The organism is Mesorhizobium sp. B2-5-11, assembly GCF_006440835.1.
Classification (GTDB): domain Bacteria; phylum Pseudomonadota; class Alphaproteobacteria; order Rhizobiales; family Rhizobiaceae; genus Mesorhizobium.
Genome location: NZ_VFUK01000017.1, coordinates 67,520 through 81,422, shown reverse-complemented (window position 1 = coordinate 81,422; position 13,903 = coordinate 67,520). Strand labels below are relative to the sequence as shown.

Sequence of the window (13,903 nt, the reverse complement as noted above, 5' to 3'; positions counted from 1 at the left end):
CATGGTGACCCGCATCGATCGCCGCATGGCAAAGCTCAAGAACGAAGGCCGCCCGGCGCTCGTCACCTATTTCATGGGCGGCGACCCGGACTATCAGACCTCGCTGTCGATCATGAAGGCGCTGCCAACGGCCGGCGCGGACATCATCGAACTCGGCATGCCGTTCTCCGATCCGATGGCCGATGGCCCGGCGATCCAGGCCGCGGGCTTGCGGGCGCTGAAAGGCGGCCAGACGCTGGTCAAGACGCTCAAGATGGCGGCTGACTTCCGCACCGGCGACAATGAGACGCCGATCGTTCTGATGGGATACTACAACCCGATCTACATCTACGGCGTCGACCGCTTTCTCAAGGACGCATTGGCCAGCGGCATCGACGGGCTGATCGTCGTCGACCTGCCGCCGGAGATGGACGAGGAGCTGTGCATCCCGGCGCTGAAAGCCGGCATCAACTTCATCCGGCTGGCGACGCCGACCACCGACGACAAGCGCCTGCCCAAGGTGCTGCAGAACACGTCCGGCTTCGTCTATTACGTGTCGATGACCGGCATCACCGGTTCCGCGCTGGCCGACACCGGCAAGGTGGCTGCGGCGGTCAAGCGCATCAAGGGCCATACCGATCTGCCGGTCTGCGTCGGCTTCGGCGTCAAGACCGCCGAACAGGCGCGCGTCATCGGCGCCAATGCCGACGGCGTCGTCGTCGGCACCGCGATCGTCAATGCGGTCGCGAATGTGCTGGGGCCGAAGGGCGAAAAGACCGCCGACCCGGCCGAGGCCGTCGCCACGCTGGTCAGCGGCCTCGCGCAGGGCGTGCGGTTGGCCCGCCTTGCTGCCGCCGAATAGTTTTCCTACCTCAGGTCTTGTGCACGTCGCCATCCCGGGCGGCATGCGCTGGATCGGTTTGCCGTTTCACGGAAACGCCGAACCGCTCTATCTTTTTGCTTTATCGCAATTCCGGTCGGAAAACCGGTTCACACTTTTCCTGGAATTGCTCTAACTCTTCGTCAGGACAGGAGCCGAAGCGATGAACTGGATCACCAACTACGTTCGCCCGAAGATCAATTCGATGCTCGGCCGGCGCACCGACATGCCCGAGAACCTGTGGATCAAGGATCCCGAGACCGGGGAGATGGTGTTCCACAAGGATCTGGAATCCAACCAGTTCGTCATCCCGTCTTCGGGCCATCACATGAAGATCTCGGCCAAGGAGCGGCTGAAATACTTCCTCGACGACGGCAAATACGAACAGCTCGAAAATCCCAAGGTCATGCTGGACCCGCTGAAGTTCCGCGACGAGAAGCGCTACACCGACCGGTTGAAGGACGCCAAGGCCAAGACCGGCCTGGAAGATGCCATCGTCAACGCGCTGGGCACCGTAGAAGGCCTGCCGGTGGTGGTGACGGTGCAGGATTTTGCCTTCATGGGCGGTTCGCTCGGCATGGCCGCGGGCGACGCCATCGTTCATGCCTTCGAGGTGGCCGTGCAGCGCAAGCGGCCGCTGATCCTGTTTGCCGCTTCCGGCGGCGCGCGCATGCAGGAAGGCATCCTGTCGCTGATGCAATTGCCGCGCACCACGGTCGGCGTCGACCGGCTGAAGGAAGCCGGCCTTCCCTACATCGTCGTGCTGACCAATCCGACGACCGGCGGCGTCACTGCCTCCTACGCCATGCTGGGCGACGTGCATATAGCCGAGCCCGGCGCACTGATCGGCTTCGCCGGACCGCGTGTCATCGAGCAGACCATCCGGGAAAAACTGCCGGACGGCTTCCAGCGCTCCGAATATCTGATGGAGCACGGCATGGTCGACATGGTGGTGTCGCGACTGGAGATGCGCCGGACCATCGCGCGGCTCTTGAAGATGCTGCTCAAGATGCCGGAAGAGCACAAGCCCCTGGAGCCGGAAATCCTGCCGCCGGCGGTGGTCGCGACGGAAGCACGGCCGCAGGCCTGACGCGACACTCTTTGCCGCGAACCGCGATTGCGCGCGATCCATCGCGCGCTTAGGACTCTTACATGACCACGCTTGCCGCCGACCGTGAAATCGAAGCGCTGATGGCGCTTCACCCGAAAGGCTTCGATCTTTCGCTCGACCGCATTTCACGGCTGCTGGAGCGGCTGGGCAATCCTCAGGACTTGCTGCCGCCGGTGATCCATATCGCCGGCACCAACGGCAAGGGCTCTTGCGCCGCCTTCTCGCGGGCGCTTCTGGAAGCGTCCGGCCGGCTCGTGCACGTGCACACCTCGCCGCATCTGGTCAGCTGGCACGAGCGCTACCGGCTGGCGGCCGATGGCGGCGGCAGGCTGGTCGAGGACGATATCTTCGCCGAGGCCATCGCCCGCGTCGCCAAGGCCAATGGCGGCGAGAAGATCACCGTTTTCGAGATCCTCACCGCCGTCACCTTCATCCTGTTTTCGGAGCATCCGGCCGATGCCGCCATCGTCGAGGTCGGCCTCGGCGGCCGCTTCGACGCCACCAATGTCATCGCCAGGCCGGCTGTCTCGGTGATCATGCCGGTGTCGATGGACCACGAAGCCTATCTCGGCGACCGCGTCGAACTGATCGCCGCCGAGAAGGCCGGCATCATCAAGCGCGGTTGCCCGGTGGTCATCGGCGCGCAGGAAACCGAGGCGGCGCAGCAGGTGCTGATCGAAACCGCCGAGCGGCTCGGCTGCCCGACCCTGGTCTATGGACAGGATTTCCTCGCCTTCGAGGAGAACGGCCGCATGGTCTATCAGGACGATGATGGCTTGATGGATCTGTCGCCGCCGCGGCTGCCCGGGCGCCACCAGTTCGCCAACGCGGCCGCCGCGATCGCCGCCGTCAAGGCAGCCGGCTTCGAGATCAGCCACCGTGCCGCCGAGAAGGCGATGACCACTGTCGCCTGGCCGGGGCGGATGCAGAAGCTGTCGCAAGGCAGGCTGACGGAACTGGCGCCCAAGGGCGCCGACATCTGGCTCGACGGCGGCCACAATCCGGGCGCCGGCGTGGTCGTCGCCGAGGCGCTGGCCGAGCAGGAAGAGAAGAACCCCAGGCCGCTTTTTCTCATCTCCGGCATGATCAACACCAAGGACCAGAGCGGCTATTTCCGCGCCTTCAATGGCCTCGCCCGGCACGTCTATACGGTGCCGGTGAGCCTGAGCGACGCCAGCGTGCCGAACGACGAACTGGCGGCCCGTGCCACCGAGGCCGGGCTGACGGCCGAGCCGGTGAGTTCCGTCGCCAGCGCGCTGATGTTACTGCGGGACACCTGGGACGGCCCGCCGCCGCGCATCCTGATCGGCGGTTCGCTCTATCTGGCTGGAGCGGTGTTGGCGGAGAACGGCACGCCGCCGACGTGACATGGCGATAATCGGAAATCTATCCTACCCGCCCCCGGAAAACGATCTCGGCTTGGGAAAACGTCATGGCACAACATACCAAAGACGCTTCGCGTGATCCGTTCCAACGCTAGAAATCCCACGGTGAGATCAGGTCGAGGTTGGCGGTGGCAAAGTCGTTGAGGTTGCGCATCGCCAGCCGACCACCATTTACACGCACGATCGCGGCGATCATGCCATCGGGAGCCGACATTCCACGGCCCAGGCGGCTGGCGGTTCCCATGATCTCCCCGTAAACCAGCGCAGCCTCTTCCGTCAGCCCAGAAATCCGGTCGGCGAAGCGACGGCGCCATTGAGAAAGCCCCTGCTCCAGGCGATCCGCACGCTCATCAGGTCGGATTTTGTGAATGCCGAAAGCGACTTCAGCAATCGTCACCGTGGGCCAATTCAGCATCGTTGCGGACAAGCCAGGCGAGAACGGCTTCGTCCGGTGCCTTCTTGAGTGTTTCTGAAATCACATCGGTGTCGACGAAAATCAAAGCTCGGGTCCAGCATGAACCAGGCGGCCGTCGCGGATGATTTCCTTCAGATCGATATCGACGCCACAACTGGCCGTGAGGCGGGCGTAGAAGGTGGTGGCGGGCTCGCGTCCCGCCTCACGGATCTCGTACGATTCAAGCGCTCGCTCGACGACATCTGCTATCGAGCGATTTTCGCGACGAGCAAGTCTATGAGCCAGGTCGCGTGCTTTTGCGCTACGGACCGAGAGCTGAGGTTCGGCCATCTCAAACTCCGTTGTTGGAAGACATATATACCGATTTCCGCTGCGGTATTCGAGGCGAACGCCGCTATTTCAGCTCGATCTCAATGAAGGCATATTCGCCGTCATTGGCGCTGATGACGTCGTGCTCGACGCCTTCCCTGCGGAAATAGGGCGCGCCTTTCTTCATTTCGGCGAAGGATTCGCCGTCCTTGGTCAGAAGCTTTACCTTGCCGTCCATCAGCGGCACGACAACATAGTCGTGGCCATGGCGGTGCCAGCCGGTGTTGTCGCCCGGCTGAAAGCGGTATTCCGTGACGATGACGCGCTCATTGTCGATGAAGACGGTGGCCTTGGCGGATCCGGTCATTTTTCCTCTCCCTGCATCTGCTGCCAGCAGAAGACATGGAGGCCCCGGACGTCAGGGCCAGAGCGGGCGACCAATGACGCCAACAAAAAGCCCGGCGCGATCGGCCGGGCTTGATGTCAGGAATTTCGGATTGATCAGGCGAGATTACCGTTGATCCAGTGCGACAGCGCGGTCTTGGGCGCGGCGCCAACCTTCACATCGGCTCTTTCGCCGCCCTTGAAGATCATCAGCGTCGGGATCGAGCGCACGCCGAATTCCGCTGCCAGTTCGGGATTCTCGTCGATGTTGAGCTTGGCGATCTTCACCTTGCTGCCGAGCTCATTGGCGATGTCTTCCAGCGCCGGCGCGATCATCTTGCAGGGACCGCACCATTCCGCCCAGAAATCCACCACGACCGGCTCCTTGGCGTCGAGCACAGCGGTCTGGAAATTGTTCTTGTCGACCTTGACGGTAGCCATGCGGAAATCCTTTCGAAATTTTTCCTCGCACCAAATGTGGTGGTTGCCGCGCCCTTCTTCAAGCAGTTCTTGTGTCACGCTCGCGTGAGTCGGGCAAGAGCGTCATCCATGGCCCGAGCCGGCAGTTCGATCAGCCGCGGCGCCTCCGTGAACAGCAAGGCCGCCGTGACTTCGCGGCCGGGATAGAGCGGCCGCAGCAAGGCGCGATAGAGCGCGAGCTGCAGCAGATAGGCGGGCGGAACCTCGCCCAGCGAGGCGGGCGCCGGCCGATTGGTCTTGTAGTCGATGATGGATACGCGGTCCGGCGTCACCGCCACCCTGTCGATCTTGCCGGAAATCGAGCGTTTCGTGCCCTTGACGTCGAGGCTGCCCATGACCGCCACTTCGGCGCGCGAAGAGGGTCCGAAAAGCGGCGCGAAACGCGGATCGGCAAGGATCGCCATCACCGAGGCGACCGCCTTTTCGCACTCGCCGGCCGGCCATTGCGCGCCGGCGCGGGCGAGATAACGTTCGGCTGCGCCCTGGCGTTCGTCTTGCGCCACGCCGGGCAGCATCTGCAGCAGTTTGTGCAGCGCCAGGCCTCGCATGACGGCGAAGCCGGGTTCGGCGTCGCCATCCAGCACTGGCGAGCCGGTGTCGATGACGCTTTCCTTGCCCTCGTCGATCAGGGCGGAGGCTCCGGATGGCGACAGCGGGCGCGGCAGGTCCTCGTATGGCGGCAGCGGCTTGAACAAGATTTCGGGCGGCGGCCCGAAGTCCCGCGTCTGCCTGGCTTCGCTCTCGGCGACCGGTGCAAACGGCGGCAATCCGGTCACCTGGAAGCGATGCACTGAGACGCCGCCGCCGGCCGGATGCGGATACTCGGCACTCTCCGGCGCCCCGACCAGGGCACGGCTGACGAGCGAATGCCAGGTGCCGGTGTTCGGCGCGCGCTTGCCATGATAACCGCAGACGATCAGCCTGTCCTCGGCCCGGGTCATGCCGACATAGAGCAGCCGCCGGTACTCGTCATCGGCGAGATCGCGCGCCCTGGCCGCGGCAGCCTTCGAAATCCCGTTGGCGACGTCGCTGGTCGAACGCCAGAGAAAGCCCTTGCCGCTCCAGTTCAGCCCCGAACCCTCGAACGGCATCAGGCGCGGCAGATGCTGATCGCTGAACGGAGCCGAACCGCCATCGACCAGGAAGACGACAGGCGCCTCGAGCCCCTTGGCTGCATGCACGGTCATGACGCGGACCTCGTCGCGGGTCTGGTCCATCTCGCGCTTGATTTCTGGGCCGGCGCTCTCCAGCGTCGACAGGAAGGCTTCCAGCCCGGGCAAGCCGGTCCGCTCCTCGGCAAGGCAGAAACTCAGGAATTCGTCGAGAATGTCCCCGGCTTCCGGCCCGAGCCGCGCAACCATCTTGCGGCGCACGCCACCGCGTGCCAGCAGGCCGGCATAGAATTCGAACACCGGCTTGAAGACGGCCTCGTTGGCCCAGATGTCGAGTTGAGCGGCGACCGCCGCGAGCGCTTCGCTTTGGCTGGCATGCTGGCGCAGGGACCCGGCCAGCGACAGGCCGGATGGTCTTTGCGCGGCCAGTGTGAAAAGCATCTCTTCCGACAGATCGAAGATCGGGCTCCGCAGCACGGCGGCGAGCGACAGATCGTCCTGCGGCTGGATCAGGAAATGGCCGAGCGCGATCAGGTCCTTGACCGCAATGTGGCCGGGCAGGCTCAACCGGTCGGCGCCGGCGACCGGGATGTCACGACGTTTCAGGGCACGCGTCAGTGCATGAACGAAGCGATCGCGCTTGCGCACCAGCACCAGCACGTCGCCAGGGCGCAGCCTCTTGCCGCGGCCTTCGATGACCTCGCCATTGCCGATCCAGCCGGCAATGGTGGCGGCGACGTTTTCGGCAACCCGAACCGCCGGCGCGCGGGCATGGTCGACTGCCTGGGTCCAGTCGTCCGGCTCGTCGACGACATCGGCGCCGATGGATGGCCAGACCTCGACATAGCCCGGTGCATCGGTGCGTATCGCCTTGTGGCTCAGCGGGTCGGGGTCATGGCTGATGCCGCGCCGCACGACCGGATCGGCGAAGACACGGTCGACAGCGGCCAGAACATCGTCGGTCGAGCGGAACGACCAGGTGAGCTTCAGATCGGCGAAGGGCGCATCGGCGTCGCGCACCTTGCTTGCGAACAGGAGCCTGCTGTCGGCGAAGGAATCCGGCGCCGCTCCCTGGAAGGAATAGATCGACTGTTTTTCGTCACCGACAGCGAAGATCGTCCGATGCGCGGTGTCGCGGGCGCCGATGCCGGCGAAGAATTCCTCGGCCAGCCGCTTCACCACCTCCCACTGGTCGGGGCTGGTGTCCTGCGCCTCGTCGAGCAGGATGTGGTCGATGCCCTGGTCGAGCTTGTATTGCACCCACGGGCCGGCATCGGGCCTGGCCAGGAGACTGACGGTGCGGGTGATCAGGTCGTTGAAGTCGAGGAACCCGCGGCCACGCTTCAACTGCTCGTAGCGGGCGATCAGCCAGTCGGCCAGCGTCAGCGCGGCGCACGTGCCCTCCAGCATCCGGAACAGGGCGAGCCGGTCGACCGTCTCGACGATTGCGGTGGTCGCCGAGAGATAGCGCTCCGCCAGGTCCGGCAGCCGGTCGAGCAGCGCCTTCTTGAAGGCCTTGGCTGGATCGTAGACGTCGCCGTCGGCCTTCAGGAAAGCCCGCGAAAGCAGCTGCAGGCGGCGCACGGGGTCGGTTTCCGCGAAAGCCAGGCGCGCATGAGGCAAGATGTTGTTGAGCACCGTCCTGGCGTCGGCGGCCTCCGCCGCCTGGGCGAAGCCGGCAAAATAATCCGGCAGGAAGCCGGGCAGCGGCCAGATGGCGGCCGCTATGCCTTCGGCGGTCTGGCCGGGGCGGAATTGGAATTCGTCGAACAGCGTCTGGAAGTTCGGGCCGCCTCGATCGATTTCACCGATGAAGGCGCCCAGTTCGTCGCGCTTGCGGACGATCTCACCCAGCAAAGCGTCGAGCCCGGCCTCGCCACCGCGCTCGAGCACGGCGGCGAAAGCTTCGGCGAGGTCCGGCCGATCCGCCGCGCTGCCCGAAATCATTTCACGGCGCGCGGCGGCGAACAACGATGCCTCCATCTGCGGGTCGAGCATCTCGAAATGCGCGGGGATGTTGGCTTCCAGCGGGAACTGGTGCAGCACCGATTCGCAGAAGGCATGAATGGTCTGGATCTTCAGGCCGCCGGGCGTTTCCAGCGCCTCGGCAAACAGGCGGCGGGCGCGGCGCATGGTTTCGCGGTCGGGCCGGCGGCCATCGAGCGCCTCGACCCTCACCGCCAATTCGGCATCGCCGAGCGCGGTCCATTCCGACAATGTCGAGAAAACCCGGTTCGACATGTTGGCGGCGGCGGCGCGCGTATAGGTCAGGCACAGTATCTTCGACGGATCGGTGCCGCGAAGCAGGAGCCGGATGACGCGCTGGGCCAGCACATGGGTCTTGCCGGACCCGGCATTGGCCGACACCCAGGCGGAATTCCTCGGATCCGAGGCGCTGGCCTGCCTAGCGGCGGTTTCGCCGGGGATGGGATAGGCTTTCTTCATGCCTCCCCTCCCTCATCGTCCGCATCGCCGCCCGCCGACCATTCGAGCACGCGGGCGAGATGGTCGTAGTCGCCGTCGGTCTCGCCTTCGCGGAACGGCAGTGCCCGCGACAGATAGCCGGCCGCCGGATCGGCATAGTGGATGAGCAATTTCTCCAGCCGCGCCCAGGCCTCCTCGGCGAGGTCCGTGGCGGTGCGTGGCTGCCGGTTGTATTCGAGGATCGATTCCTCGAAAACCTCGCCATTCGGCTTCAGCCTGACGAAAGCCAATTGCGAGGGCTCGCGCGCGCCGAGTTCCTGGAAAGCGCCGCGCCTGAGCAACGCGCCCTCCAGCGCCAGTTGCGGCGACAGCAGCGTGTGCGCCTGGGCCTTGGAAGGCGAGGAGCCGGTCTTGTAGTCCAATATGTCGGCCATGCCGCCATGGAGAAGATCGACCCGGTCGGCATAGCCCGACAGGGTGATCCCGGATTGGCCGACCATGGTCTTGCCCGCTCGCGCCTCGGCGTGGCGCCGGGCCACGGCCCCAGCGCGGCCGCGTTCCCATTCGATGATGCTGGCGGCGAGTTTTTCGAAACGCGGCCACCAGACCGCCTCGACATCGGTGGGAAGTGCTGCCTCGGCGAAGCAGGTCCGGCCGGCGGCGAGCAGGCCGGCCAGCGCATCGGGAGCACGCGGATCGGCCACGCTGCCCGAGAACAGATGCAGGATGGCGTGGAACAGCGTGCCGCGCTCGGCCGCACCCGGGTCGCGGATGACCGGGTCGAGCGGCAGCAGGCCGAGGATGCGCCTGGCATAGATGGCGTAGGGATCGCGACGCAGCGTCTCGATCTCGGTGACCGAGAAATGGGTTGGACGCAGCGCGACCGGCGGCTTCGGCTGCGGGCGCGGCGCGAAGTCCCGCCGCGGGCCGGTATCGAGCGCGCGCGCCCAGGCGATGAGTTCGTCGCCGCGTTCGGCAAGCCTGGCTGCCTGGTCCTTGCCGATATAAGTGAGAATGCGCTGCAGCCAGCGCGAGGGCACGGCGGGCGCGTCACCGGCGCGTGCGGAGCGCGACAGCACCACCTTCGCCGCCCCCATGGCCATCTGGAAATCATGCGCGGCAAGCCCAATGCGCCGTTCGGGCGGCTCCAGGTCGATGCCGGTCTTCATCAGCCGCGACATGAAGCGATCGCTTTCGGGTTTGCGCGGCCACACGCCTTCGTTCATGCCGCCGATGACCAGCGTGTCGACATTCTGCAAGCGGGCTTCCAGCGCCCCCCAGATGGCGATGTTCCTGTCTGTGCCCTGCGCCGGCTTGACCGTCTCGGGCGCGATCAGCGCCGCCATGACATCTGGCCATTCGTCGGCGGCAAACGACAGCGGCACGGACGCCGCGACCAGTCCACGCAACAGGTCGGCCAGTTTCTCTCCGGCATCGCCGGCATAGAGTGCGCCAAGCCCGCCATCGGCCGCACGGCCTAGATTTTCCAGCACCACGACGCTGGCCTCGACCAGCGCCACAAGACCGGCGTCGGCCTGGCCGCGAAAGGCGGCAAGCGGCGCCAGCGCTTCGTTGAGACGTCCAAGCAAATTCCGCGCGCCTTCGATAGCGCGCACGGTCAGCCGGGTAAACCAGAAAGGCCGCCTGCTGTCGGCGCCGAGGTCAACCAGGCGGGCTTCGAACAGGTCCGGCAGCGACGCGATGTCGGGGCGGCCGGTGCCGCCGCGCAGCGCCACCAGTTCGATCAGTTCCGCCGCATGGCGAACGCTCGTCCGGTCCAGGCCAAGGGCAAGCAGGGGATGCTTGAGCAACGACAACAGGCCGACCGGGTCACCGGGACGGAACACCGCCTGCAACGCCAGGCCAAGCAGGCCGGCGGCGGGCGTGTTGGAAAGCGGCACACCACCGGAATCGTCGGCGACGACGCCGAAGCGGGCGAGTTCGACCGAGACGCGGCGCGCCAGCGCCCGGTCGCCGGTAACGAGAGCCGCCCTTTGGCCGGGCTGCTCGACGGCGCGCTTGAGCGCAACGGCGATCGCCACGGCTTCATCGCGTTCGCTGGCCGCTTCCAGCAGGCTCACGCCGGAGAACGCCTGCTCGATGTCGGAGGCGGAAAAGCCGCTGCGCGTCTCGGCCCACAATTCGGTGGTCTCGGCCGGCCGCAGCGCTTCGCCCACGAGGGCGGCGCGAAGCGCGAGTTCATGTCCGGCCGCGCCTATCTCCTCGACATCGCCGCGCAGCACCCCGATGGTGCCGATCAGCTTGGCGAGGCCGTATTGCGGATGGCCGAGCACGGCCGGACGTGCGCCCGGCGCCGTGATGGCCTGGAAGGACGGCTCATCCATCGTCCGGTCGAGGCCTGGCAGCACGATGGCTCCGCCCCCCAAGCGGGCGATGGCGGCCAGCAGCTCTGCCGTGGCGGGGATGGAGCCGGTGGAACCGGCGGCGATAACCGGCCCGGCGGGCGGATTGCGCCGCAACCGCGCCGCTTCCAGCCGGAGCAGGGCGCTGCGATGCGCCGCCGGGTTGGAGAGGTTCCGTTCCCCAAGGAATTTCGGCCAGGCGTCGGTGACGATGCCGAGAAAATCAAGCGTGACCTGCCACCATCCCGCGAGATTGCCGCTCACCAGGTCAGCGAGCCGCGTCCAGTCCGTGCCTTCCGTCTCGATCTCATCCATAAGCCGGGCGAGATCGCGTGCCAGCCAGATCGCATCGGCGGTGGAGGCTGGAATGACGATCTCCTCCTCGAAAAGCGCCGCCACATGCGCCGGCAGCCGGCGTTTCCAGGCGCGCACCAGCGGCGCCAGCAGCAGCAGGCGTTCGGTTGCCGCGATCGGCGGAGCGAGGTCGATGGCCGCCGACGCTTCCGTCTCGAACGCTGCCTCGTCCTCGTCGAATTCGCCGAGCGGCCGGATGACTGGCAGAATCGCCGAACCGCCGCCGCCCCTGGCCGACAGGCTGTCGACGAAGACGCCGCGCAAGGCGCGCGCGGCGCGCCGCGTCGGCACATAGATGGTGACATCGGCCAAGGCGAGCGGGTCGCCATCGAAGCGAAAGCCCGGAACAAGACGCCCGGCCAGCAGCGCCTCGGCAAGCGTCGGCAGAAACGGCGCACCGGGGGAAATGGAGAAAACGCGGCCCGGGCCGCTCATTGCGACTCGGCTAGCGCGCCCGCGACCGCCGCTTCCGCGCTCGCAATGGCGTCAGGCGTGCCGACGGTGATCCAATGGCCATGCATCGGCATGCCGGACAGCCGGCCGGCGGCGATCGCCTTGTCGAAGTAGGTGTTAAGCGAATGAGGTTCCGGCAAGGCACCCTTGAAGATGCGCGGATGGACGATCGCCGCCCCGGCATAGATCAGGCCCGCCGGATCGCCTTTGGAACGCCGCAGGGTGCCGTCCGGCGCCACCAGGAAGTCGGTGCTGCCGCAGTGTCCGGTCGCCTGATGGAGATCCGCCAGCATCAGCAGAATATCCATTTTCGCGGCATCCCATGCAAGGGCGAGACGGTTGAGATTGAGCGTTCCTTGGTCGATCCAGAAGGTGTCGGCGTTGAGGATGTAGAAGGGCTGTTGGCCGAGCTCCGGCAGCGCCTTGACGATGCCGCCGGCGGAATCGAGCAACCGCTCGCTCTCGTCCGAAATGACGATCTGTGGCGCATGGCGCGCGCCGAGATGGGCGACGATCTGTTCGGGAAGATAGTGCACGTTGACGACGGCCTTGCCGATGCCGGCCGCGGCGAGACTGTCGAGGCCCCAGTCGAGCAGCGTCTTGCCGGCGATCCTGACCAGCGGCTTGGGGATCGTGTCGGTGATCGGCCGCATGCGCTTGCCGAGCCCTGCGGCAAGCACTATCGCAGTTTTGGGCACGATCGCAGTTTTGGGCACGCTCGCTGCGTCCGGTATCGATGTCACGGCGTTTGCTCCTCCAGCAGACCGTGAGCGGTATAGAACTCGCGAAGGCCGGCCAAGGCAGGATGAGACAGCGCCCGGCGCAGATAGTCGCGGATACGCGGCAAGTGCTTCAGATAATAGGGCTTGCCGTCGCGTTTTTCGAGCCGGACGAAGATGCCGAGGATCTTGGAATTGCGCTGCGCCGCCATGATCGCATAGGCCTCGAGGAATGCCGCCTCGTCAAATGGGCCGGCCGCGCGGCGGGCGGCGACATAGGCATCGAGCGTGCGTTTCTCGATGCCTGGCGGGATGGTGACGCGCGCGTCCATGGCCAGCGAGGCGACGTCGTAAGCGGCGGGGCCGATCAACGCGTCCTGGATATCGACGATACCGAGCCGGTCATGGCCGGAGCGCTCAGCGCGCCAGATGATGTTCGGCGAATGAAAGTCACGCAGCATCAGCGTGTATTGGCTGTCAGCGAGCCGGTCGAGAACCGCGTTCCACTCCTTGTGGTAGCCGACGCGCAAGGCATCGCCCGCCGGAGCGCCCGTCAGCATCGGCACGTACCAATCGACCAGCAGGTCCGCCTCGATCAGCATGGCGTCGCGGTCGAAGGGCGGCACATCGTGAAACACGCCGGGCGCGGCCTCCATCCGGTGGGGCCAGGTCTTGCCATGCATCATGGCGAGCAGTTCGGCCGCCGCCTCATAGCGCCCGGCGACCGGCCTGCCATGCCCGTCCAGGAAACCTTCGGAGCCCAGATGTTCGAGCAGCAGGAATCCCTGGTCGAGATCCTGCGCATGGATTTCGGGAACGCTGACCCCGGCGGCGAGCAGCGCGCGGTCGATGGCGGCGAAGGCTGACACCGACTGGGCGGTGTGGGCGATGACGCCATAGGGCTTGCCGTCGCGCACCGGCGGGCCCAGCACCAGCCGCGGCGAGTTCATCAGCACCCTCGCGGCATGGCCTGGAAGCGAGACAATTTCGTAGGAGCGGGCAGAGGCATCGCCGATGAAATGGCGGCGGCTGGCCTCGCCCCATCCAGCGCCTTCGAGGAAATCACGCATGGCGAGCGACCGCGCCACCCGATCGTAGGCAGCGCCTTGCCCGGACAGTCTCGCCAATCGGCCATCGCCATGCTGGACGAGTTCGATCAGCACGGCGGTCCCAGGCAAATAACCCTCGGCCCGTTCCGGCCATTCGACAAGGGCCGCGCCTTGCGCCAACGCCTCGTCGAAGCCCAGTTCATCGAGCTCGGCTGCCGAGGACAGGCGGTAGAGGTCGAAATGATGGACCGGGATGCGCGTATCGTAGCTTTGCACAAGGGTGAAGGTAGGACTCGGCACGTCGAGACCGGCATCGTCGGCCAAGGCCCTGATCAGCGCCCGCGCCAGCGTCGATTTGCCCGCGCCGAGATCGCCCTTCAGCGCCAGGACGTCGCCGGCGCGCAACGCCAGCGCCAGATCCTCACCCAGCCGCGCTGTCTGTGTTTCGTCGGCGAGTAAACGCTCGAGCATCAATGCGGCCATCGA

General features: G+C 65.9%; 10 protein-coding genes and 1 pseudogene. 3 read left to right on the top strand and 8 right to left on the bottom strand.

What is annotated here, in order from left to right:
* Position 1 precedes the first annotated feature (1 nt).
* From trpA to FJ490_RS30630, 3 genes are all read left to right on the top strand, one after another.
* Complete coding sequence (gene trpA / locus FJ490_RS30640; protein WP_140491158.1) at positions 2-841, top strand: tryptophan synthase subunit alpha; 840 nt, start codon at positions 2-4, stop codon at positions 839-841.
* Between the two features lie 181 nt (positions 842-1,022).
* Positions 1,023-1,949: an acetyl-CoA carboxylase, carboxyltransferase subunit beta gene (accD, locus tag FJ490_RS30635; RefSeq protein ID WP_140491161.1), complete on the top strand. Its 927-nt coding sequence runs from the start codon at positions 1,023-1,025 to the stop codon at positions 1,947-1,949.
* Between the two features lie 62 nt (positions 1,950-2,011).
* On the top strand, positions 2,012-3,337 hold the full coding sequence (locus FJ490_RS30630) for a folylpolyglutamate synthase/dihydrofolate synthase family protein (protein WP_140628782.1): 1,326 nt from the start codon (positions 2,012-2,014) through the stop codon (positions 3,335-3,337).
* 109 nt (positions 3,338-3,446) lie between these two features.
* Here the strand turns inward: FJ490_RS30630 and FJ490_RS30625 are convergent.
* The 8 genes and pseudogenes from FJ490_RS30625 to tsaE all read right to left on the bottom strand — a co-directional run bounded on the left by FJ490_RS30625 (position 3,447) and on the right by tsaE (position 13,900).
* Positions 3,447-3,855, bottom strand: a pseudogene (locus FJ490_RS30625) (PIN domain-containing protein).
* Positions 3,852-4,100 carry a type II toxin-antitoxin system VapB family antitoxin gene (locus tag FJ490_RS30620; RefSeq protein WP_140524091.1) on the bottom strand — a complete coding sequence of 83 codons (249 nt, stop codon included), beginning with the start codon at positions 4,098-4,100 and terminating at the stop codon, positions 3,852-3,854. The pseudogene FJ490_RS30625 and the gene FJ490_RS30620 overlap by 4 nt, the downstream one beginning before the upstream one ends.
* Before the next feature lie 64 nt (positions 4,101-4,164).
* A complete protein-coding gene (locus tag FJ490_RS30615) occupies positions 4,165-4,446 on the bottom strand; it encodes a cupin domain-containing protein (protein WP_140491165.1) in 282 nt (93 codons plus the stop codon).
* A 134-nt stretch (positions 4,447-4,580) separates the two neighbouring features.
* Positions 4,581-4,904 (bottom strand): thioredoxin, encoded by a 324-nt coding sequence (gene trxA / locus FJ490_RS30610; RefSeq protein WP_140491167.1) that lies wholly within the window; start codon positions 4,902-4,904, stop codon positions 4,581-4,583.
* A gap of 74 nt (positions 4,905-4,978) precedes the next feature.
* The gene (gene addA / locus FJ490_RS30605; protein ID WP_140491169.1) at positions 4,979-8,500 is read right to left on the bottom strand and encodes a double-strand break repair helicase AddA; all 3,522 of its coding nucleotides are present in this window, start codon (positions 8,498-8,500) and stop codon (positions 4,979-4,981) included.
* Entirely contained in the window at positions 8,497-11,631 is a 3,135-nt protein-coding gene (gene addB / locus FJ490_RS30600; RefSeq protein WP_140491171.1) for a double-strand break repair protein AddB, read from the bottom strand. Before addB ends, addA begins: the two co-directional genes overlap by 4 nt.
* On the bottom strand, positions 11,628-12,392 hold the full coding sequence (locus FJ490_RS30595; protein WP_281405600.1) for a nucleotidyltransferase family protein: 765 nt from the start codon (positions 12,390-12,392) through the stop codon (positions 11,628-11,630). The genes addB and FJ490_RS30595 overlap by 4 nt, the downstream gene beginning before the upstream one ends.
* Positions 12,389-13,900, bottom strand: coding sequence for a tRNA (adenosine(37)-N6)-threonylcarbamoyltransferase complex ATPase subunit type 1 TsaE (tsaE, locus tag FJ490_RS30590; protein WP_140491173.1), 1,512 nt, complete (start codon positions 13,898-13,900; stop codon positions 12,389-12,391). The genes FJ490_RS30595 and tsaE overlap by 4 nt, the downstream gene beginning before the upstream one ends.
* Positions 13,901-13,903 lie beyond the last annotated feature (3 nt).